The sequence below is a fragment of the Ruegeria sp. THAF33 genome (assembly GCF_009363615.1).
In the GTDB taxonomy this organism is placed as follows: Bacteria; Pseudomonadota; Alphaproteobacteria; order Rhodobacterales; family Rhodobacteraceae; genus Ruegeria.
Genome location: NZ_CP045384.1, coordinates 2,438,022 through 2,458,826, shown reverse-complemented (window position 1 = coordinate 2,458,826; position 20,805 = coordinate 2,438,022). Strand labels below are relative to the sequence as shown.

The 20,805-nt window shown below is 56.8% G+C and carries 19 protein-coding genes and 2 tRNA genes; 11 read left to right on the top strand and 10 right to left on the bottom strand.

Features of this window, described 5'->3' with window-relative positions; translation table 11 throughout:
* Positions 1–344: 344 nt before the first annotated feature.
* The gene (locus FIU92_RS12280; protein WP_152458888.1) at positions 345–1,295 is read right to left on the bottom strand and encodes a GlxA family transcriptional regulator; all 951 of its coding nucleotides are present in this window, start codon (positions 1,293–1,295) and stop codon (positions 345–347) included.
* On the opposite strand from FIU92_RS12280, the gene FIU92_RS22800 reads away from it, so the two are divergent.
* Genes FIU92_RS22800 through FIU92_RS12260 form a run of 5 tightly spaced genes read left to right on the top strand, consistent with a single transcriptional unit; the run spans position 1,294 to position 5,938 of the window.
* Positions 1,294–1,467 carry a hypothetical protein gene (locus tag FIU92_RS22800; RefSeq protein WP_171168785.1) on the top strand — a complete coding sequence of 58 codons (174 nt, stop codon included), beginning with the start codon at positions 1,294–1,296 and terminating at the stop codon, positions 1,465–1,467. The two genes, FIU92_RS12280 and FIU92_RS22800, sit on opposite strands and share 2 nt — an antisense overlap.
* Entirely contained in the window at positions 1,464–2,174 is a 711-nt protein-coding gene (locus tag FIU92_RS12275) for a GntR family transcriptional regulator (protein WP_152458887.1), read from the top strand. The genes FIU92_RS22800 and FIU92_RS12275 overlap by 4 nt, the downstream gene beginning before the upstream one ends.
* A gap of 7 nt (positions 2,175–2,181) precedes the next feature.
* On the top strand, positions 2,182–3,099 hold the full coding sequence (locus FIU92_RS12270) for a dihydrodipicolinate synthase family protein (RefSeq protein WP_152458886.1): 918 nt from the start codon (positions 2,182–2,184) through the stop codon (positions 3,097–3,099).
* A 5-nt stretch (positions 3,100–3,104) separates the two neighbouring features.
* On the top strand, positions 3,105–4,601 hold the full coding sequence (locus FIU92_RS12265) for an aldehyde dehydrogenase (protein ID WP_152458885.1): 1,497 nt from the start codon (positions 3,105–3,107) through the stop codon (positions 4,599–4,601).
* A complete protein-coding gene (locus FIU92_RS12260; protein ID WP_152458884.1) occupies positions 4,598–5,938 on the top strand; it encodes an FAD-binding oxidoreductase in 1,341 nt (446 codons plus the stop codon). The genes FIU92_RS12265 and FIU92_RS12260 overlap by 4 nt, the downstream gene beginning before the upstream one ends.
* A gap of 10 nt (positions 5,939–5,948) precedes the next feature.
* Here FIU92_RS12260 and FIU92_RS12255 read toward each other — a convergent pair whose 3' ends face one another.
* The 4 genes from FIU92_RS12255 to FIU92_RS12240 all read right to left on the bottom strand — a co-directional run bounded on the left by FIU92_RS12255 (position 5,949) and on the right by FIU92_RS12240 (position 10,075).
* Positions 5,949–6,683 (bottom strand): SDR family NAD(P)-dependent oxidoreductase, encoded by a 735-nt coding sequence (locus tag FIU92_RS12255; protein ID WP_152458883.1) that lies wholly within the window; start codon positions 6,681–6,683, stop codon positions 5,949–5,951.
* Positions 6,680–7,411 (bottom strand): SDR family NAD(P)-dependent oxidoreductase, encoded by a 732-nt coding sequence (locus tag FIU92_RS12250; RefSeq protein ID WP_171169286.1) that lies wholly within the window; start codon positions 7,409–7,411, stop codon positions 6,680–6,682. Before FIU92_RS12250 ends, FIU92_RS12255 begins: the two co-directional genes overlap by 4 nt.
* A 15-nt stretch (positions 7,412–7,426) precedes the next feature.
* Complete coding sequence (locus FIU92_RS12245; protein WP_152458881.1) at positions 7,427–8,530, bottom strand: mandelate racemase/muconate lactonizing enzyme family protein; 1,104 nt, start codon at positions 8,528–8,530, stop codon at positions 7,427–7,429.
* Between the two features lie 72 nt (positions 8,531–8,602).
* Positions 8,603–10,075, bottom strand: coding sequence for a trimethylamine methyltransferase family protein (locus FIU92_RS12240; protein WP_254705376.1), 1,473 nt, complete (start codon positions 10,073–10,075; stop codon positions 8,603–8,605).
* 301 nt (positions 10,076–10,376) lie between these two features.
* Between FIU92_RS12240 and FIU92_RS12235 the strand changes: the two genes are divergently transcribed.
* From FIU92_RS12235 to FIU92_RS12220, 4 genes are all read left to right on the top strand, one after another.
* Positions 10,377–11,849: an NAD(P)/FAD-dependent oxidoreductase gene (locus FIU92_RS12235; protein WP_152458879.1), complete on the top strand. Its 1,473-nt coding sequence runs from the start codon at positions 10,377–10,379 to the stop codon at positions 11,847–11,849.
* Positions 11,850–12,836 (top strand): alpha/beta fold hydrolase, encoded by a 987-nt coding sequence (locus tag FIU92_RS12230; RefSeq protein WP_152458878.1) that lies wholly within the window; start codon positions 11,850–11,852, stop codon positions 12,834–12,836.
* 72 nt (positions 12,837–12,908) lie between these two features.
* Positions 12,909–12,985: transfer RNA gene (locus FIU92_RS12225), tRNA-Met, on the top strand.
* 96 nt (positions 12,986–13,081) lie between these two features.
* A complete protein-coding gene (locus tag FIU92_RS12220; protein ID WP_216646546.1) occupies positions 13,082–13,300 on the top strand; it encodes a hypothetical protein in 219 nt (72 codons plus the stop codon).
* Positions 13,301–13,860: 560 nt separating this feature from the next.
* Here FIU92_RS12220 and FIU92_RS12215 read toward each other — a convergent pair.
* From FIU92_RS12215 to FIU92_RS22795, 3 genes are all read right to left on the bottom strand, one after another.
* A complete protein-coding gene (locus FIU92_RS12215; RefSeq protein ID WP_152458876.1) occupies positions 13,861–14,478 on the bottom strand; it encodes a DUF4329 domain-containing protein in 618 nt (205 codons plus the stop codon).
* Positions 14,479–15,557: 1,079 nt separating this feature from the next.
* Positions 15,558–16,877, bottom strand: coding sequence for a hypothetical protein (locus FIU92_RS12210; protein WP_152458874.1), 1,320 nt, complete (start codon positions 16,875–16,877; stop codon positions 15,558–15,560).
* 344 nt (positions 16,878–17,221) lie between these two features.
* Complete coding sequence (locus tag FIU92_RS22795; RefSeq protein ID WP_172978488.1) at positions 17,222–17,491, bottom strand: hypothetical protein; 270 nt, start codon at positions 17,489–17,491, stop codon at positions 17,222–17,224.
* Between the two features lie 400 nt (positions 17,492–17,891).
* On the opposite strand from FIU92_RS22795, the gene FIU92_RS12205 reads away from it, so the two are divergent.
* Positions 17,892–19,607 carry an adenylate/guanylate cyclase domain-containing protein gene (locus tag FIU92_RS12205; protein ID WP_254705307.1) on the top strand — a complete coding sequence of 572 codons (1,716 nt, stop codon included), beginning with the start codon at positions 17,892–17,894 and terminating at the stop codon, positions 19,605–19,607.
* A 324-nt stretch (positions 19,608–19,931) separates the two neighbouring features.
* On the opposite strand, the gene FIU92_RS12200 is transcribed toward FIU92_RS12205, so the two are convergent.
* On the bottom strand, positions 19,932–20,201 hold the full coding sequence (locus FIU92_RS12200; protein ID WP_152458872.1) for an HlyU family transcriptional regulator: 270 nt from the start codon (positions 20,199–20,201) through the stop codon (positions 19,932–19,934).
* Positions 20,202–20,490: 289 nt separating this feature from the next.
* A tRNA-Thr gene (locus FIU92_RS12195) sits at positions 20,491–20,565 on the bottom strand.
* Positions 20,566–20,648: 83 nt separating this feature from the next.
* Between FIU92_RS12195 and FIU92_RS22790 the strand changes: the two genes are divergently transcribed.
* Positions 20,649–20,804 carry a hypothetical protein gene (locus FIU92_RS22790; RefSeq protein WP_171206177.1) on the top strand — a complete coding sequence of 52 codons (156 nt, stop codon included), beginning with the start codon at positions 20,649–20,651 and terminating at the stop codon, positions 20,802–20,804.
* Position 20,805: the final 1 nt, after the last annotated feature.

Genomic DNA, 20,805 nt, shown 5'->3' with positions numbered 1-20,805 from the left:
CAGTGCGGTCCTTGAATGCAGCAATGAGCGAAACCCAAAAATTATTTTTTTCACAAGTGGTTATGACCTTTGAGGTTGCCGGACTTCGCTGAATCAAAAGTCTCAATTGAGGCAAAGATTAACGAATAAGGGCACAAGAATCGCATGTATGACAAGTTCTCGCAAAACTTATGCCAATATCCAAATCTATTGGTACATCATCCTGCCGATCTGTTGACTAGTCCGGTTTTAATGAGGGGGTATCTCGGCAGGGTTAGGGGGATGCCCGTTCAGGCCCGTCATGGGCCGACAAAGCGCGGCATCCCCTGCCGTATCGTTTTCGGCAAGTCCACTACCCGATACTGTCAGTCGATCTTGTTGCGTTGCGCGTGCGGGGTGACGCCAAAGCTTGACCGGTAGACGCGCGAAAAATGGCCCGGGTTTTCAAAGCCGCAGGCCACGGCAATCTCGGTGACGGACGCTTCGGTCTGAAGCAACAGTTTCTGGGCGCGCTCCAGCCGCATTTCCATGAAGTATTTCTTGGGCGACGTGTTGAGGTATTTTCCAAACAGCCGCTCAAGCTGTCGGGTTGAAATGCCAAGCTCTTCTGCAATGAACGAGGGGGAAACCGGGGTTTCGATACTGTCCTGCATGATGTTGATCGCCTTGGCGAGGTGCGCATTGCGCATTCCGTTGCGTGATTGCAGGGAAACCCGTTGTTTGGCCGTGGCATTGCGTACCGCGTTGTAGACCATCTGATCCGCCACATCGATGGCCAGTTCTTCACCGTGATCGCGTTCGATCAGGTGCAGCATCAGATCCGCCGTTGCCGTTCCGCCAGATGCGGTAATGTGCTTTTCATCGGCCACGAACACGCTGCGTACCAGGTTGACCTCGGGAAAGGCTTCCATGAACGCGTCGTGATATTCCCAGTGGATTGCCGCTTGCATTCCGTCGAGAAAGCCAGCCTCGGCCAGCACCCATGCCCCCGAGCACAGGGCGCCGATTTTCGTGCCGCGCGCGCGTTCGCGGCGTAGGGTTGCAAGTAGGGGGCGGGTGACGTGGTCACGCATGTGAATGCCCGACAGAACAAACAGCTGATCACATTTTGCCAGACCCTGAAGGCCGGAATGCACCAGCGTGATGGATCCGTTCGAGCACACGGCCTGCTCGCCATGTTCGGACACAAAGGACCAGCGGTACAGTTCTTCGCCGCTCACAAGATTGGCGATCCGCAAGGGTTCGACCGCGCATGAAAACGCAAGGTGCGAGAACTCCTCGACAAGGATGAAAGTGATGTGCCGCGTCTGAGGCATGAGCAGTACCGTTTGCAAGCTGGGACAAAGTCCGGAACATGAGTCGATTTCGCAGGCACCTATGCTGCACGAATTTTTATTGTATACAAGTTGTATTTTTATGGAATACAAAACCGTGACCGCACGCGATTCGACCGCGTTCGCCGAACAGAAGGATGAGGCCAAAGCATGAAAGACGAAGCCAAGTCTCGTAAAAGCGCGCTGAGAGAGCACCTGAAAGTGTCCATCCTTACGCTGCGCCTGCGCCCGGGCGCGGATCTGGACGAGGCGCATTTGTCAGAGGAATTCGGCTTGTCGCGCACGCCGCTGCGCGAAGTGTTTCGACAGTTGGCTGGCGAAGGCTATCTGGATCTGCGGACAAACCGCAGCGCCCGGGTTTCCGAGATGTCCTACACCACCCTGCGCGACTTCTTCCTTGCCGCGCCGATGGTATACGGAGCGATCCTGCGTTTGGCGGCTTTGAATGCGTCGAACGCCCAGATCAATGATTTGAAAGAGGCCCAGCAGGCGTTCAAGGCGGCCCTTCGGTCCGGGTCCGGCGAGGACCGAGCCTTGGCCAACAACCGCTTTCATGACGTGACCGGTGAAATGTCCGGCAATGTCTACCTGCTGCCGTCGTTCAACCGGTTGCTGATCGATCACGCTCGGATCGGCATGACGTTCTATCGGCCACAGACCGGTGAAATGTCGGAAAACCTGTCGCTGGCCAGCCAACAGCATGATGCGATCATCGCAGCCATCGAGGCGCGCGATGAGGCGACGGCGGCCAGGCTGGCGGAAGATCACTGGAACCTGTCACGCGATCAGATCGAGATGTTCGTGATGCCTGACGCGCTGGATGTCCCAATGGGAATCCCGCCCCTTTCGAAACCTGCATGAGGACGGAATGAACCCGATTTTCAAGTTTGAGGGGATCTATACCCCTGTGGTCACGCCTTATCACGACGATGGCAGCGTGAATTGGGACGCCTTGTCCGACGTGATCGAATACCTGATCGAGAATGGCGTGCATGGCCTGATCTCGGGTGGTTCGACCGGCGAGAACTATGCCCAGACCGTCCACGAACGTGTCGAACTGGCCCGGTTCACGCATGAGCAGTTGAAGGGCCGGTTGCCATTGGTGGTTGGCACAGGCGCGATGCTGACGCCGGATTCGATTGCCCTTGCCGCCGGCGCGCGCGAAATCGGCGCCGATGCGATCCTGCTGGCCAGCCCGCCGTATTCAGTGCCGACTGATCGGGAAAACGCGCTGAATGCGCTGGCCATCGACAAGGCCGCTGATCTGCCTGTTATGCTGTACAACTACCCGCACCGCACCGGTACGATGATGGGCGAAGAGTTCCTTGACCGTGTGGGCCGCAGCCGCAACTTCTGCGGCATCAAGGAAAGCTCGGGCGATATCAACCGGGTGCACTTGCTGGCCCGCGACTATCCGCATATCCAGCTTGGTTGCGGAATGGACGATCAGGCGCTCGAATTCTTTGCCTGGGGTGCGCCGTTCTGGGTGTGCGGCGGGTCGAACTTCCTGCCTGCCGAACATGTGGCTCTGTATCAGGCCTGCGTGGTCGAAGGGAATTTCACCAAAGGCCGCCGGATCATGTCCGCGATGATGCCGCTGATGCGGGTGCTGGAACAGGGTGGCAAGTTCATCCAGACCATCAAGCATGGCGTCACCATGAATGGAATTGATGCCGGCGCTATGCGGCCTCCGCTGAAGGGCCTGAACAAGGACGACAAACGCGCGCTGGAACAGGTCACGCGCGTGCTGAAAAAGACAATCGCCGACATCGTGGCTGAAGGGTAAGAGACATGGATCTGCTGACACAGGACGAATACAAATCCATCGCCGCAGGCCTGACCCTGCCGACCGGGGCGTTCATCGACGGGGCATTCCGCCCGGCGATCTCGGGTGAGACGTTTGCAAGCGTGAATCCGGCCACCGGCGACAAGCTTGCCGATATCGCATCCTGCGGCGCAGCGGATGTGGATTTTGCGGTCGAAAAGGCGCGTGAGGCCTTCGACGATGGCCGCTGGTCGAAACTGCACCCGTCCGAGCGCAAGGACGTGCTGATCCGGCTGGCCAAGCTGATTACCCGCAATGCCCGCGAACTGGCTGTGATGGAAAGCCTCGACAGTGGCAAGACCATCTATGACTGCGAAACCGTGGACGTGCCGGAAACCATCCACTGCCTGAAATGGCATGCCGAGGCGATCGACAAGATCTACGATCAGGTCTCGCCTGCCAGCGACGACCATATCGCCATGGTCCTGCGTGAACCGATCGGCGTCGTGGGGCTGGTGCTGCCGTGGAACTTTCCCCTGCTGATGCTGGCGTGGAAGATCGGGCCTGCCTTGGCGGCGGGATGTTCAGTGGTTGTGAAACCCGCGGCTGAAACCACACTGACCGCGCTGCGTATGGCCGAACTGGCGATGGAGGCTGGCCTTCCCCGCGGCGTGCTGAACATCGTACCGGGTGGCGGTGCCGACGTGGGCGAACCCATCGGGCGGCACATGGATATCGACATGGTGTCCTTCACCGGCTCGACGGTGACGGGCAAACGGTTCCTGACCTATTCGGCGGAAAGCAACGCCAAGGAAGTGGTGCTTGAGATGGGAGGTAAGAACCCTGCCATCGTCATGGACGACGCCGAAAACCTCGACCGGGTGGCGGCGCATGTGGTGAACGGTGCGTTCTGGAACATGGGCGAGAACTGCTCGGCCTCGTCGCGCCTGATCGTGCACAAAGACGTGAAAGCCGAACTGCTGGACCGCATCGCGCATCACGCCAAACAGTGGAACATCGGCGACCCGCTGGATCCTGAAACCCGCATGGGCGCGCTGGTCAGCGAAGGGCATTATAACAAGGTCTGCGGATATCTCGATCAGGCTGAAAAGGTGGTGATCGGTGGCAAGGCCGATAAAGGCTTTGTCGAGGCCACCGTCGTTGAAGTGCCTGGCAACGACTCGACTTTGGCGCGCGAGGAGATCTTCGGCCCGGTCCTGTCGGTAATCGAAGTGTCGGGCTTTGACGAGGCCATCAAGATAGCCAATGACACCGACTATGGCTTGTGTGCCTCGATCTTCACCGCCAACGCCAAACGGGCCATTCGCGGCGCGCGGGCCATCCGGGCGGGCACCGTGACCGTAAACAGCTTTGGCGAAGGCGACATCACCACGCCGTTTGGCGGGTTCAAGCAATCGGGCTTTGGCGGGCGCGACAACTCGATCCATGCGCATGATCAGTACACCCAGCTGAAAACTATCTGGATCGATCTTGCAGACGATGCCGACGAGGCCGTGGATTGACACGATACGAGGCCAAAAGACTACCGCGGCAGACCGGTCCGGCAGGGTGGAATGCCATCCTGCCGCCCCAGTACCCTCTGCCGGTGCTCGAACAGGATCTGACCGCCGACATCACCATCGTCGGCGGAGGGTTTGCCGGGCTGACGGCGGCGCGGCGGTTGCACCAACTGGACCCTTCGCTGAAGATCGCCCTGTTGGAAGCGGGCCGATTTGCCGATGGTTCGGCGGGGCGGAATTCGGGGTTCATGATCGACCTGCCGCATGATCTGGCCTCGGACAATTACGCAGGCGATGGGCTGGAAGCGGATCGCGCCGCCATTGCCCTGAACCGCAAGGCCATCGCTTTCGCGACCGAGGTCGCCGCCGATTGCGACCTGCCGCAGGAAATGTTCGACCCTTGCGGAAAATACAATGCTGCCGCCACACGGGCAGGAGACGCCCATAACCGCGCCTTCGCCGAGCATCTGACCAAACTGGGTGAGCCGTACACGCTGTATGACCAAAAGCAGATGCAAGAGATCACGGGCTGCCCGCATTATGTTTCGGGGCTGTTTGCGCCGGGGACGGTGATGATCCAGCCCGCAGCCTATGTACGGGCGTTGTCGGGCCAACTGGCTGGCCAAGTTAACGTATTCGAGAACTCACCAGTCACCAGCTTTGAAAAGCAGGACGCAGGCTGGGTGGTCAACACTGCCAAGGCCAAAGTCAGCACCGGGCGGATCGTTCTGGCCAACAATGGCCATCTGGAAAGCTTCGGATTTTACCAACGGCAATTGATGCATATCTGCCTCTACGCCTCGATCACGACCTCGCTTACCGAGGCACAGATCAAGACACTGGGCGGGCAACCGCGCTGGTCGGTCACCCCGGCGGATCCGATGGGCACCTCGGTCCGGCGTATTTCGGGCAGCTACGGGGATCGCATTTTGATCCGCACCGGATCCAGTTTTCACCCGACGATCGAAACCAGCCGGATGCGGTTGCGCAATGCCGGCTGGGTGCATGACCGGAAGTTCCGGGAACGCTTTCCGCATCTGTCGGATGTTCGGATGGAGCATCGCTGGGCCGGGATGCTGTGCCTCAGCCGCAACGGATCCGCGGCGTTCGGCGAATTGGAGGATGGCGTGTTCTCGGCCTGCTGTCAGAATGGTCTGGGCATCGCCCGAGGCACCCTGCAAGGCATGGGCATCGCAGAGCTGGCGCTGCAAGGCGGATCAGAGGTCGCGGATCACTTTCTGGCGCAGCCGGACCTTCCGCGTTTGCCGCCCGAGCCTTTCGCCTCGCTTGGGGCGAACAGCTATCTGATCTGGAAAGAATGGCGGTCCGGCAAGGAATGACGTGTGGGCGTCAGGGCAAGCTCAGCTTGGCCATGCGCCCACCGTCCACCGTATAGACCTGCCCGGTGATGAAACCCGCATCCCCGGACGCCAGAAACGCGACGAGCGCGGCAACTTCTTCAGACCGCCCTGTTCGGGCCACCGGGTGGATCTTGGCGATGTCGCGACGGAATGCGGACGGGTCGGGCATGGATTCGATGAAATCCTCGTTCAATTCGGTATCGATCCAACCGGGCGCGACGGCGTTGCAGCGGATACCTTCGCCCCCGTGATCCACGGCTACGGCGCGGGTCAGGCCGTGCAAGCCTGCCTTTGATGCGCAATAGGCGGCATGACCGGGATTGCTGCCCAACCCTTCGATGGATCCGGTGTTGACGATAGCGCCCTTGGTGTCGCGCAGATGCGGCAGCGCGGCTTTGATCATCAGGAACGGGGCGGTCAGGTTCACCGTCAGGTTGAGATGCCAGTCCTCAAGGCTCATTCCCTCGACCGAGGCTTCCTGCATCATGCCCGCGTTGTTGACCAGCACGTCCAGACGCCCGGCTTTCGCGATCACTTCGCCGACCACCTGTGCCGGGCTGTCGGGAAGGGTGAAATCAGCAGCGATGCCGTGAAATTCGGTGTCCTCACCACGTTGGGCGGTAAAGACCCGTGCGCCTTCGTCGTGCAAACGCCGGGCAATGGCCTTGCCGATGCCGCTGCGCCCGCCAGTGATCAGTGCCACCTTTCCGTCGAACCGTTTCATGATACCGGTTTCCCTCCGTTGACCTCGACGAGCGTGCCGCAAACATAACGCGACGCGTCCGAGACAAGGAACATGATGACATCGGCGATGTCATCGGGCTCGGCGATCCGGCCCAGCGGCACGGTCCGGCCCAGTTCGGCCACGGCTGTATCGGGGTCAAAGCCGCGCTTTTCAAAGCCTGATCGCAGCATCGGGGTATTCACCTCGTTCGGGCAAACGGCGTTGATGCGGATACCCTGATGGGCGTGATCCATGCCCATGCACTGGGTCAGGGACGCGATGGCCGCCTTGGTCATGCAATAGACCGCATGATTGGGGCCGGGGCGCAGCCCCCAGCAAGACGCGGTGTTGACGATGGCCCCGCCGCCGGCGTCCGCCATGATCGGAATTGCCGCACGGCAAATGCGGAACGGGGCTTCGACATTGACACCCAATGACAGAGACCAATCCGCATCAGTCGTATCCGTGACCGACCCGCGCGTGATGACGCCCGCATTGTTGATCACGATGTCAAGCCCGCCCAATGCGGACGCGGCTGCGCCGGGCAGCTGGTCTGCATATTCGGGAACAAGCAGATCACCGGGCAGATATGCCTCGGCCTCGATGGCATCGACAGCCCGGTCGGCGACGGCGACCCGCGCCCCGGCGTTGCGCAGGCGTTGAACGATTGACGCCCCGATGCCGCCAGCCGCGCCAGTGACCAGAGCCGATTTTCCTTTCAGGTTCATAACGTCATCCATTTCTTAGAATGATGCGACAAGTGTGCCGAGCAGGCTTTCATCAGGAACCACGCCCAGCCCCGGCCCGGTTGGCAGCGCGATATGCCCGGCCTCGATCCGGATGCCGTTTTCGGGATCGTAGTTGCCTTCGATATATGGCGCAGCCAGCCAGACGCCTTCCAGCAGGTCGGGCCGAACGGTTGCACCGATATGGGTACATGCAGCGGCGATGATATCCCCGCCCCAGCTGTCATCGCAGGTATGGGGCAGGTTGCGCGCCTCGCAGATGTCGCGGAAGGCGCGCATCGGATGCAGGCCGCCGATGCGGGTGACCTTCATGCCGAACCCGTCGACCAGACCGGTGCCCGCAGCCGAGATCACGGTGTTCAGGCTGGTGCTGTTTTCATCCATATAGATGCCATGCGTGACCTGAGGCCGGATCTTCCTGAGATCTTCGATTGTGTTGCAAGGCTGTTCCATGATGAAGGGGATTTCGGGGCACTCGCGGCTGACCCGCAGGGCGTCTCGTGTGGTCCAGCCCCGGTTGCCGTCAACGGCCAGACGAATACCCGATCCTTTGACCACGTCCCAAACCTTTCGAATGGTTTCGATGTCGACCTCGACCGGGCGGCCTCCGACCTTGATTTGCAGACGCGGGTAGCCTTCGGCCATTTTCTCGGCAGCCAGTTTCGCGATGTCGTCGGGTGCACCGACGCCCGTGGCAAAATAGGACGGCACCTTGTCCGAAACCGCTCCGCCCAGCAAATCGGAAACCGGAACACCCAAGTGATTGCCAAGCAGGTCGTGCACCGCAATGTCGATGGTCGCCTTGGCATAGCCATGACCGTTCAACAGCCCATCCATCCGGCGATGCAAGGCCAGAGGCAGGACCTCTGTTCCGATCAGGCCCGGGGCCATTTCGACCAGAGCGGCGCGCGCCCCGGCGGCGTGCGCCTCGGCGTAGGTCGGGCCAACCGGGCAGGTCTCGCCCCAGCCGATCAGACCGTTGTCCGACACGATTTTGACCAGCGTGGTATCCAGCGCCCAGACCTGAGCGTTGGCCATAGTATAGGGTCCGTTTTTGACCGGCAGGTCGTGGCTGTAGATATGCAGTTCGGCGATCTTCATCTTGGCTTACGTGTCTTGACCGGAAAAAAGGGCCCACCCGGATGACGGGTGGGCAAGTACGGGGAGTGTGGATCAGTATGTTTGGTTCAACTCGTCCGCCGCCGGGATTTCCCTTTCGCGGCGGGCGATATAGTCCAGAAGGGCCTCGTTCCTGGCCTCGTCCAGCTTTGGTTCTTCATATTCGGCCAATAGTTTCTGTGCATGTTTCAGGGCGCGTTCGGTGATCTCAACTTCGCCTTCGGCGACCCATTGTTCGATCGAGTTGTTGTCGAACAGCTCCGGCATAAAGAACGCGGTTTGAAAGTTGTCCTGCGTGTGCGGATGACCCAGATAATGCCCGCCGGGCCCCACATCCGGAACCGCTGCCAGGGCCTGATCGAAATCGTGCCACTTTGGACCTTCCGCCATCCGGTAAGCCATCGCGCATTGTTCGGCGTCGACGATGAACTTGGCGACCGAACAATGCATGCCCGCCTCGTTCCAGCCTGCCGAATGCCAGATATAGTTGGCCCCGGCGTGAATGACCGCGCTGAGCGTCGTGGCGGATTCGTACCCGGCCTGTGCATCAAAGGTCTTGGCCCCACCCAGAGTGTTCGAAGTGCGCCATGGTACGTCGTAAAAGCGCGCCATCTGGCCGATCATGAAGTTCATAAGGCTGATCTCGGGCGTGCCGGCCATCGGCGCGCCGGATTTCATCGAAACGGTCGACAGGTAATGCCCCCAGATCGCAGGACAGCCCTTGCGGATCACCTGCGTATAGGCCAGCGCCGAAAGCGCCTCGGCGGTCAGCTGCGCCACGGTCGCGGGCACCGATGCCGGGGTGTTTGCGCCACCCAGCACAAAGGGCGAGCACAGAACCGGCTGATTGCGGCGGCAGAAGGCCCGCATCGCACCCAGCATGGTTTCGTCCCACACCAGAGGGCTGTTGCCGTTGCAGTTGCCGGTGGTGACCGGATGATCGTCAATGAACCCTTCGCCGAACAGGATATCGCACATATCCATCACATCCTCGGCATTCCTGGGCGAAGTGGTCATGCCCATGAAGGTCTTGTCCGAGTATTTCATCGACGAATAGGTGATGCGCAGGTGCCGCTGGCTGATCGGGTGGTCGTAGGGCTCGACAATGTGATGGGCCGAGCTGTGCAGCGCCGGCATCATGTGCGACAGCTTGTGGAACATCGCCAGATCATCCAGCGTCGGGTTGCGGCGTACATCGTCCAGATCGCGCAGGAATGGCGCGCCGGTCATCGGCACGAAGATCGCGTGCTTGCCGCCCAGTGCAAGGTTCTTTTTCGGATCACGCGCGTGATAGGTGAACTGCGCCGGAATGGTCGAGATCAGCTCGCGCACCATATTGCGGTCCAGATAGACCAGTTCGCCGTCAACCTTGGCTCCGGCTTTTTTCCAGTCTTTCAGCGCGATGGGGTCGCGGAACTGAACGCCGACATTTTCCAGAATGTCCATCGCCGCATTGTCGATACGCTCAACCTGGGTTGCGTCCATGACCTCGCATAGCGGGATGCCTCGGGTCAGGCCCGGCAGCATGTCGAAATTCGGAGCGGTGCGTTTGGCGCGGCGGGCAGAACGTCCGCCGGAACGCGTGGCAGTGCGAGTGGTCAAGGGGCAATCCTCCAATTTTGAAACAAACTGACGGATTCGCGGTGCAACCACCTCTCTGATTGCGATATGTGCTTGCAATAAGCGACACGGGTCATTCCAAATAATTTTGTCCCTGCGTAACGAAAAGACGCCGGGTCATTGTTACCTGTGTGACCTACTTCACAGCCAGGCAAGTGCATACATCTGCAACAGATAAACGCAGGGTTGTTTCAGAAGGCACTCACTCATGCACCACAGAACACAGATGCTGATCGTCGGCGCCGGGTTTGCCGGGCTGACGATGGCGCTTGAGGCACGCAAGAGCGGCATCAAGGATATCGCGATTTTGGAAAAGGCCGATGATATCGGGGGGACATGGCGCGAAAATACCTATCCCGGTGTCGCCTGTGATGTGCCGTCGCATCTGTATTCCATGGCGACCCATCTCAACCCGCATTGGAGCCGCGCATATGCCGGTGGCGCGGAAATCCAAGCTTATCTGCAAAATGTCGCGCGTCGGGAAGGGTTGTATGACCTGTGCCATTTCCGGCAGGAGCTGAAATCGGCCAGGTGGGATGGAACGCGATGGCAAGTTGAAACGATGGATGGCCAGTACTGGTCGGCGCGGTTTCTGGTCTCGGCCATTGGTGCACTTCATTATCCCAGCATCCCGGATATCCCCGGCGCCGACAGTTTTTCGGGGCCCAGTTTCCACTCGGCCGAATGGAATCACGATGTCGATCTGACCGGCAAGCGCGTGGCGGTCGTTGGAACCGGCGCATCCGCCGTTCAGTTTGTACCCGAGATCGCCAAGATTGCAGGCCACGTCACGATCTTTCAACGCAGTGCGCCTTACGTGATGCCGCGTCCGGATGGTCCGATTGCGCCCTGGGTGCGCAGCCTTTACGCCCGGTTTCCCATTTTGCCCCGCATTCGGCGCAAGCTGATATTCATGATCTTCGAATTTCGCCACCGCGTGTTTCGCGGTGAGGAACGCGCGGTGAATTTTGCCTTGAAAATGTGGCGAAAGGCATTGGAGCGCGCCATCACCGATCCGGCCGAACGGCGGAGTCTGACCCCCGACTACCGGATCGGCTGCAAACGTATCCTGAGTTCGAACGATTGGTACCCGACCCTGGCCCGCGACGATGTCAGTGTTGTTCCGAAGGGCGTCGCCCGTATCGAAGGCGACACGGTCATCGCGGCGGATGGCACCCGGACCAAGGCGGATGTCTTGATCTGGGGCACCGGGTTTCACGTAACCGACGTGGTCGAACGTCTGGACATTACCGGAACAGGCGGGCTGACGCTGCGCTCTGCCTGGTCGGATGGCATGTGCGCGCATCTGGGTACCGCAGTTGCGGGTTTTCCAAATTTCTTCCTGCTTCTGGGGCCGCATACCGGGCTGGGGCACAACTCGGTCGTGCTGATGATCGAGGCCCAGGTTGGCCATATTGGCCGGGTCCTGAGCGAGATGCAGCGCGAAGGGCTGTCCGCGATCACTCCTGACGCCGCCAAACAGGCGGCGTTCATACGGGAAATGCACGACCGCCACGCGGAAGGCGTCTGGCAGGCCGGGGGCTGTACATCCTGGTACATGGATGCGGAAGGCCGAAACACGACCTTGTGGCCAGGCACCGTTGCCGAGTTTCAGAAACGCATGGCACAATCAGGGTTGGAGCAATACAGACCCGCCGCCCTTGGCAATGGAGAAAACTGAATGACAACCGTTCTGATCGTAATCGCCGTTTTTGTCGCCTTCCTGTTTGTCATGAACCTGTGGACACGGAAGATTACCCGCCGCGGTCTTGAAACCGTGCCGCAGCTAGGTCAGATCACACCCGTTCGCGGCGGCAGCATCCACTATGTGGAAAAGGGAAACCCCGAGGCGCAGACCATCGTTATGATCCACGGCTTGGCCGGGCAGTTACAGCACTTTACCTATGCGCTGGTGGATCTTCTGGCCGACGATTACCACGTTATCGCGCTGGACCGGCCGGGATGCGGGTATTCAACGCGCGATACGGCCGAGCTGGCGCAATTGCCCCACCAGGCTGGCATGATTGCCGAGTTTCTGGACAAAAAAGGCGTGGACCGCGCCGTTCTGGTCGGCCATTCACTGGGGGGCGCGGTTTCACTGGCGATGGCACTTGACCACCCGGCCCGGGTCGCTGGTCTGGCGCTGCTGGCGCCGCTGACGCATAAACTGCCCGAAACCCCGGCGATCTTCAAACCGCTCGAGATCCGCTCCGAATGGATGCGCAGCCTGATCGGCAACACGCTTGCCGTTCCCCTTGCGTCCAAAACCGCGCCGCACACGTTAAGTGCCGCGTTTGACCCGGAAACCCCGCCTGATGACTTTCTGGACCGGGCAGGTGGCGCGCTTGGCCTGCGACCTTCCGCCTTTGTCACGGCCTCTCAGGACGTTGCCGGCGTCGATGCCAGTATCAACGCGCAGGTCGCGCGCTATCCGAATCTGACCGTCCCAGGGGGCATCTTGTATGGCCGCCAGGACGCGATACTGTCGCCGCCGCTGCACGGGCCGACAATGACCGAATTCGGGCTGAGTTACGAAGAGCTGGACGGGTTCGGCCACATGATTCCGATCACAGAGCCCGAAATCTGTGCCGCCTTCATCCGCAGGATGACCGAAGCGACCACATCCCCCCAGACATCCTTGCAGGACAAGCCATCAGAGCAGGCGTGAAAGAAATCTTGAGGTTGGTTGATTTCCCTCTTGACCCTCCCGGGCCCCTCGCTTAAATCGCCTCTCACTCAAGGCGGAGTAGCTCAGTTGGTTAGAGCAGCGGAATCATAATCCGCGTGTCGGGGGTTCAAGTCCCTCCTCCGCTACCAAATCTCTCAAGTCCAACATCTGATTTCAGAAGCAATTCATGTTCTGTCTTTAGGTTGCCCTGCCGTCATTACCACCACTTGGGTTTTCAAAACCAATTGGAAGGAAAAATGATTCAAAATGGATCACTTAAGGAATCCAGTAGCGTAGTGCTCGGTGTGGATTATCAAGCTGCTGGTTTGGCGGTAACGCTGGACAACGCGATTTTCCTCGACAACTGCAAGCTGCAAGACGTACACCTCCAAGCTTTAGAGGCCTCGGACGGCATAGAAAAAGCGTTGTACAGATCCACAGACGTGCTCCTCGACCAGATATGATCTTTCGATCTGGCAATCTATTGGACAATGACAACTGATGAACGTCCACAACTGGTGAAGAACGGATAGAAGAAAGAGCCCGGACAGAGCCAAGGATAACTCGCGGCGATCTATGAATGAGCACAAGTTTTGTCGGCCCATTATCCATGCGGCAAGACTTTGTGAAGATTACCAGTGCTGAGATTGACCCAGCCGCTGCGAAATTTCACTTTGTCGGCGTTTTCCCTTTTCACCCAGCGGAACTGAACGTCCGAACTGCGCCGTCTGCGACTTGCTGCGCGAGGATCGAAGAAAATGTCGCAAAGGCAGCTAGTGACCCATCCCGCCTTACACACAGCACTTCGGATGGGTGGGACGCCAACATAGCTTCAGTTTCCTCACCGATGGTGATTGGCCTTCAGTCTTCGCAAGAGCAAGAAGACCGAGTGTTATCAGCGCAGGAAAACCCGAGGGGAAAAGAACCGTTCACGCGAGTGTCAACCGCTCTCTTCCTCGGATCCTCTTACTTGTAGTCTTCAGTATCGTGGCAAGGTAACGGTTTCGTGGGCTCCTTGCCCCAACTAGTCACTCTCGTATTCGAGAAGATCTTCATAAGAGTAAACCGATGAGATTTCCCCTTCCAAACCCGGAACGAAACCAGGGTCTTTTGGCAAACATCCGATATCGCAGATTTGTCTCACTTCCATTCGCTCCGTATCGACGTACCACAAACGTCCACCCGGAGTTGACACAAAGCCGTCGATGCCCTCGTCTTCATCGGCCTCAATGTCTGCAACGCTTGGAACTTCCGAACTATATTCCGGGTCGAACCTCCCGTGCGTGTGGTAAGATAAAACAAGCACCAAACCATTTTCTGCTTGATCCCAAACGCAGCTTTTGTTGTCGCCACGTTGAGCAGGAGTAGCAACAAGTTTCCCGGCCGGATCATATGCAAGGTAGCCGCAATACTCTGTGTTATTGTTGAAAGAAATACCCTGTAGGCTAGACAGTGTCGCTTTCGCTACGCTGATTTCTTCCTGTGATTGGGCCAGGGTGGCCGCGGGTGGCCAGAGTATCAAGACAACTAAGGTATAGCGAAGGCGGCGTGCGGCTTCACATTTGCCTTCTGCGAGACCAAGTTGACGAGCCGCAAAAAGAAGGCAAAGTCCTGACAACGCAATAATGCTAAACTCGATCATGTTTTGCTCCTTATTGTGAACTTATTAAAGCAGCGCTAACGCTGTAGGGATAGCCTGAAGAAAGGTGCCGACTGCGACCAAGGCAATCCATCCATCGCTGTTGCATACTCCTGGACATCGTTTTGCGCCTTCCCTGTGTTTTCCAGTCCGCCTTATCGTTCGACACTAATCTACCTGCGTTGTCTTCGGTCGCTTGGGCCGCTGCGTGTACAGCGAATAAGCCGCTCTACCTGCCGCTATCAACGTTACCGTGGAACCAAAAAACGTTAACAACGGCGACCTGTTTCAACCATAAATCTCAAGCCGTTTCGCTCCGTTAGTCTTTTCGAAAGAACCGGTGCAGCAGCATAGGCCAACAACACCCAACACAACCAATTGCTCGCAACCTTTGCGTTTCAGGGACAGCCAAACAAAAATCCGCGATGAAGGCGAATGCGAGCAGACAAACAAACGCGGCCACCCAAAAAACATCAAGTAAATCCTGCATCTAAGTTGCTCCAATTCTTTGCAAACGGAAGTACTATGCCGATGATCCGGTCTGTCGTGCTGCGCAAAGTGTTTGCAAGATTGATCCGATCGGCCAGCAGCGGCGTAAACCTGTCACCCCGAACACTTGCCCCGCGCTTGCTCCTATCCCTCAGCAGCGCGGGTTTTTTCTTGCCTGCGGCGCTACGACACGGGGCCGGTTCAGGCCACAACGCTACATCCGTTTTACTACCACCCTTCGGGGGGCCCGCGTTGCTCTTGTCCCCTCTAGCTTGCTTGCAGCGCGGGTCTATTTCAGGCGTGATGTGAACTTGAAGTATTGAGTTGTTTAGACAGCCAGCCTGTCGCTTAGGCCCTCTCCATTAATCACAAAGGTCTCTATCGCCCAAACTCTCTGGGTCCGGTATGCCTCCGGCGTGACCCAGATTTTCTCGATTTCGGTTAAGCAGTCTCCAAATCTCTTGGCCGGTTTTCGGTTCAAAGCGAAAGACCCCAGTTTTGAATAGCAGAATTACGCAGTTCATCCTTTGGCAAACCACCAGCACACAAGGAAATCACATCAAACTCACGGTCGCCAAATACCCGAAGTCAAATCACTCGTCATTGCCTGTGCTGGACCTAGTAAGCAGGCGTTCTCGGATGGTGCGCCAAGAGTCTGGAACAAGAAACGCAGTTCCGTTGGGAGTTAAATTGTAAATCCGGTACATTAACGCCCTGGGATTCGCTACTGATTTACGAGCGACTAAATCGAATGCAGCTGGTTCATTGAGCGCTACGCCCTCGTCACCAACGTGAGGCACAGTCAAGAAGTTGTGCGCAATTTCGTGGGAAACTAAGGTGCCGAACGAATTGTCCATAGGAGGGTCCACATTCAGAGTAACACCCGCGATGCTCCCGTTTGGTCCAGATTGGGCACTTCCGCCAAGCGGCATTTCTCCGGGTTGTTGAGTGCGTATTGTCAGGACATGCTCGGCCCGATCCGGCCTGCCAGCAGCAGACTGCTCCTGGTTAAATGCGGCGAGGCGCTGCGCAACGGGAGTCCGATCAGGCCACGCGAAATCAATTGGTATCGGCTCAATTCGGTAGCGCAGCCCGGCTTCCTGATCCCCATCCAGAGGCGCCAAACCTGATCGAATAGGAAAAATTCGAGACAAGTCCTCCAGAGCCTGAAAGAGAATTTCCCATTTCTCTGCAGGAAAGGGAAAGATCTCAACGACAACAAGAATTCGCAGATCCTTCGTCGGATGAAACTGTGGTTGCCCAAGAGACTTTTCGCCGACAAGAGTACCGTTGCGATAAAGCCGCGCAGTAAAACGATGCCGTCCAGGCTTTGAGATTTCCCGACCGCGGATATAGAAGTTGATATTGTCGTCTTCAGAGAAACTCTTGGTATCATTTGAGAATACGCCATCACCAATATCACCTGGAATAACTGTTGTCCCAGATGGGCCGGAAATCTCAAGTTCGGCATAATCAATCCGGGCTGGATTGAAGGGCAACGAATGGATTGGAAGGGAATTCAGATCAAATCCGAGGGCTTTAGACGAATAGTCAGAATCCGCGTCATCCAAAAGTTCTGATGCCATAACAACTACGGGTGGGCGGCGACCAACAAATATTCTTGCAAGAGTATCTTTACCCGCGACAAGCTCGTAACCAGGGATACCTTGAGTCACCTCAGAACCGAAATCTGACATATCCGCCGGAACTTGCGGCAATGGGGGCCCGCTCTCTTCACACGCCTTAAGAGCCTCCCTTTTTCGCTGAAGCAGTGACAGCGACTGCTTTCTAAATCGAAAAAGCGCAGACTTTTGTATTGGGTCAACAGTGTTTTGAATCTGAATATCGAGAAGTTCAATACTTTGCTCAAGCGTCTCAATTTCATCCCGAATACTTTGACAATGCGCAGACATACGGCCACCTGAGGAGGTTAGTGTTGAATAGAACTTGTTCAGAAAATTACTCTAGCACGAAAACCAAAAAAGAGACGAATCTGGTTGGTCGAGAAATGTACTTGCAGGTATAATTCGTTTGTTTGGCAAGTTTAACGCAATGAAAAATAAGCCAAAACGAAAACTTCCCGAAAGACAGGCCTTTGTAGCAGGCACAACGCGTGGAGCGTGACAGGAATATTTTCTGTACAACCCGGATCCAAGCAACAGGTATCAGAGGCAGGCTTTTGCTGCGGTTTCAAACTGTTTGCGGTTTTTCGAGCCAGAGAAACGAAAATCCGTTTAACTCCAGATTTAAATTTCCTTCAAACACCTAAAAAATGATTGTTGAATCCTCCACTACGCCGCTTGAGCAGCTTGGTGGCTTCTGCTGCTGCGAATTCAAACTCCTTCCCGGCCGGCTTGCCAGATGCGTTGAGTTCGCGACGTTCTCGATTGCAGGCGCGGATGAACCCATCGATGCGGGTTGGCTTTGACAACTCTTTTTCTCTTTCCCTAACAGGGCGCGCCCGATCTTGTCGACGCAAACCTTCCCATTGTTTTTGCAGGAGCCTCTCTCTTCGCTCGTCGAGCAACGGATGGCCGTCACCGTCAGGATCAGTTTGTCCAAGGTCTGATTTGAAACTGCGCGTTTCAGCCGTTCGCTTTCTTTCTAAAGCGGCTCCGGTTCCTTCTATTGATCAACACCCATTCCACCGTTCTTGTTACTTCAGGGGTGGTGGGGCTGTTAAGCGCCGACTATCTGCCTGATTGCATCAAGACGGGACATGCCATGCCTCAGATTCCTCAATGCAACCATGGACCAGATCAGTTGGGTAGGCTCAGTCAACTACGACAAACTATTCCAAACAGCGGCCGTTCAGAAAATTACAGATTGGAACAGGTTTGCCCACAAAGTGGCCGGTCGGCGTTTGTGCAGAGTCTCTAAAAACAAGATGTCTTTTCCATGCAACGCGTTATGCGTTACGAATAGACATGAACGGGAACCGCAGACTTTCCGCAGTACTCTCGGCCGATGTAGTAAACTACTCGGGCCAGATAAAGGCGGATGAGAACAGGACTCTCAGCGAACTCCGTGTCCTGCGTCGAGAGTTGTTCGATCCATTGGTAAGTGATCATCGCGGCAATATCGTGAAGAGGATGGGCGATGGATGGCTGGTCGAGTTCAGCGCGGTCTCGGATGCAGTGCGGTGCGCCCTCGATCTTCAAAGCCAAGTGTCAGCCCAGTCCTCGCTTAAACTGCGCGTGGGCGTTCATCTGGGAGATGTCGTATTCGACGAAGATGACATCTTCGGCGATGGGATCAACATAGCCGCGCGGCTACAAGAGGCTTCCAACGAAGAGGCTGTATTAATTTCCGATGTCGTCCATCGCAGTCTTGATGAGAGGCTCGCCGAGCAATTCCACCGCGCTGGCGAACGGCAGTTCAAGAATGCCCCGTCACCAGTGGAAGTATTCCAATGGTCGCCACCCGGCTCCGCTCCACCGCGAGTAACGCCAGCCAGTCACTCGAAGTCATTGCTGATCGGCGTTCTACCCTTTGACAATCTTTCTTCCGACCCCGATCAGGAATTTTTTGCCGATGGCATTACCGAAGAGATAATTACCACTCTGTCAAAGCTCCCGAACCTACTGGTCGTCGCGCGGAATTCCACTTTCGTCTACAAGGGGCGCTCCGTGGATGTGAAACAGGTCGGACTGGAACAAGGAGTCGATCTTGTTCTCGAGGGAAGTGTCCGCCAAAGTGGTAGTCGTGTGCGAATTACCGCGCAGCTAATCGATGCGAAGTCCGGAATGCACATTTGGGCAGACCGGTTTGATCGCCTGATAGAAGACGTATTCGAGGTTCAGGATGAAATTGCCCTAAGAATTGCGACTGAACTTCAAGTCGAATTACTGGCGGGCGAGATGGCCCGTTTCAGAGGTTCGGGTACTAAACATCTGGATGCCTGGACTGCTCAGCTGCAAGCTGTGGAAGCCTCGCGCAGAATAACTAAGGAAGCACAGGCTGACGCTCGTCGGTTTGCTCGACAGGCAATTTCCCTGGATCCTGGCTACTCCGCGCCATATTGCACTTTGGGGTTCATTTGTACTGTCGAAGCAAGGCACGGTTTTGTAGCAGACCGAAATGCGGCGCTGGCAGAGGCACGCGACTGCGCTCGACGTGCTCTGGAGATAGACAGCTACAACCCAGAGGCTCACGCAATTGCGGGTTTCGCGGATGCAATCGATGGTAAACTGGAATCTGCTATCGGGAAGTTCAATAAGGCACTGCAGCTAAATCCAAACCACGCTGATGTGGCTGCAAGGCTGTCGATTACATTGGCATTCAAAGGGCAGGCAAAAGAAGCGATCCGCGTGGCGCGGCAAGCCATTACTCTCAACCCTCACTATCCGGGCTGGTATGCTGGCGTTCTGGGTTTGGCACTTCGGCTCGACGGTCAATACGAGGAAGCCAAGAAGGCATTCACCGAATATGGTCAAAGAGTTGAAGGCTTTGGGCATCTCGACCTCGTTATCGTACATATGGAAACGGATAACGTTGAGGCCGCTCGCGATGAGGCGCGGAATGTGATGAAATACCGCCCTCAGTTTTCCATATCGGACTGGGCAAAAACTCAGCTTTTCTCTGATGCAGAACGATTGGAGAAAGACTGCGCGTCTCTGCGTCTGGCCGGCTTGCCCGAGTAAGTGCCGCGCGGATTTCCGGTAAAGCGATTTTTCCTGGAAAGTGACACCCAACGCATCGGCTATGGGTTCGAAGCTAAAGCCCGACAAATATGACCGATCACCCGCTCTGGGGAAAAACCTGCGTTCCAGTGTTTTACGCGATTGCCTGCTTTATGCGCTTTGCGATGGCAGCTAACACAACAACAGGGCAGATAAACTGCTGCACGAAGACTTCTTCGCCGAACAAAGTTTGACAAATGATAACCTATGGAATGCGTTCAGAATAATACGCATAAGCATGCTCATCGGTTCCGCTCGTAGATCAGGCTTCAAGCTAGGACCTCCCTAGCTGAAAATGCTGTCGCCTTGCTCATCAATGACCTGTTTCGCCTTTGCTATACTAAAGCTTTCGGCCTGTTCCCGACTGTCGAAGACATCCGCCCTGATCACCGTATGAGTCTTTCGATCTCCGTCGATGGTCTTTTCGATACGGGCCATCAGGCGAAATTTGCTGCCCTCGGCCATCAGGTCGGGGAATATCTCGAACCCTTTGTAAGAAACCGGATCCGGCTTGGACTTCTCAACGCCGCCGAAGAGTTTTGAGAAGAGGGACATCGGGTGGCTCCTTTCAGCGTTGTTCAGGGCAGAGACTAGCGCCGCTCAAGGCCGGAGTGAAGGGCGTTGCACGGTCAAACGCTCAGCCTGCTTGAGGGGTGCCGGGGGGCGAGTAAGACGGGTTCGACTGCCTCGCCGAGTACGAAACCAATCATAGTTCAATAGTATTGTCGTGGCGCCGAATGCGTTGAGCAAATTTATTTTGTTGCGAATAAGCTTGCACAGTGGTCGCCATTTGGTCGCCACACAGTCATTTTGTCACCAAATGCTTCGCAATTTTCTGAGAAGATGGTGCTGCTGGAGAGAATTGAACTCTCGACCTCTCCCTTACCAAGGGAGTGCTCTACCTCTGAGCTACAGCAGCGCTGTGGGCGGGTGATTAGACTCAAACGAAACGCGGCGCAAGGGTGTCTGGACGGTTTTTTTCACCTCCTGTAGAGAAAGATCATGACGAATAAAAATTCACCCAAAAAACAAGGCAAATCCGGGGATGCGCGCGAAGAGCGGCTGAAAGCGGCGCTGAAGGCCAATATGGCCCGGCGCAAGGCGCAGGCCAAGGCGCGGGCGGCCTCTGGGGACAAGGCCGACAAGGACAAGGGATAAG

Bases quoted from the DNA above. Each gene is read 5' to 3' on its own strand.
- FIU92_RS12235 (WP_152458879.1), top strand. From the start codon at position 10,377: ATGCACCACAGAACACAGATGCTGATCGTCGGCGCCGGGTTTGCCGGG.
- FIU92_RS12210 (WP_152458874.1), bottom strand. From the start codon at position 16,877: ATGTCTGCGCATTGTCAAAGTATTCGGGATGAAATTGAGACGCTTGAG.
- FIU92_RS22800 (WP_171168785.1), top strand. From the start codon at position 1,294: ATGAGCAGTACCGTTTGCAAGCTGGGACAAAGTCCGGAACATGAGTCG.
- FIU92_RS12245 (WP_152458881.1), bottom strand. From the start codon at position 8,530: ATGAAGATCGCCGAACTGCATATCTACAGCCACGACCTGCCGGTCAAA.
- FIU92_RS12205 (WP_254705307.1), top strand. From the start codon at position 17,892: ATGAACGGGAACCGCAGACTTTCCGCAGTACTCTCGGCCGATGTAGTA.
- FIU92_RS12255 (WP_152458883.1), bottom strand. From the start codon at position 6,683: ATGAAACGGTTCGACGGAAAGGTGGCACTGATCACTGGCGGGCGCAGC.
- FIU92_RS22790 (WP_171206177.1), top strand. From the start codon at position 20,649: ATGACGAATAAAAATTCACCCAAAAAACAAGGCAAATCCGGGGATGCG.
- FIU92_RS12280 (WP_152458888.1), bottom strand. From the start codon at position 1,295: ATGCCTCAGACGCGGCACATCACTTTCATCCTTGTCGAGGAGTTCTCG.
- FIU92_RS12270 (WP_152458886.1), top strand. From the start codon at position 2,182: ATGAACCCGATTTTCAAGTTTGAGGGGATCTATACCCCTGTGGTCACG.
- FIU92_RS12200 (WP_152458872.1), bottom strand. From the start codon at position 20,201: ATGTCCCTCTTCTCAAAACTCTTCGGCGGCGTTGAGAAGTCCAAGCCG.
- FIU92_RS12230 (WP_152458878.1), top strand. From the start codon at position 11,850: ATGACAACCGTTCTGATCGTAATCGCCGTTTTTGTCGCCTTCCTGTTT.
- FIU92_RS12275 (WP_152458887.1), top strand. From the start codon at position 1,464: ATGAAAGACGAAGCCAAGTCTCGTAAAAGCGCGCTGAGAGAGCACCTG.
- FIU92_RS12215 (WP_152458876.1), bottom strand. From the start codon at position 14,478: ATGATCGAGTTTAGCATTATTGCGTTGTCAGGACTTTGCCTTCTTTTT.
- FIU92_RS12265 (WP_152458885.1), top strand. From the start codon at position 3,105: ATGGATCTGCTGACACAGGACGAATACAAATCCATCGCCGCAGGCCTG.
- FIU92_RS12250 (WP_171169286.1), bottom strand. From the start codon at position 7,411: ATGAACCTGAAAGGAAAATCGGCTCTGGTCACTGGCGCGGCTGGCGGC.
- FIU92_RS12240 (WP_254705376.1), bottom strand. From the start codon at position 10,075: ATGCTGCCGGGCCTGACCCGAGGCATCCCGCTATGCGAGGTCATGGAC.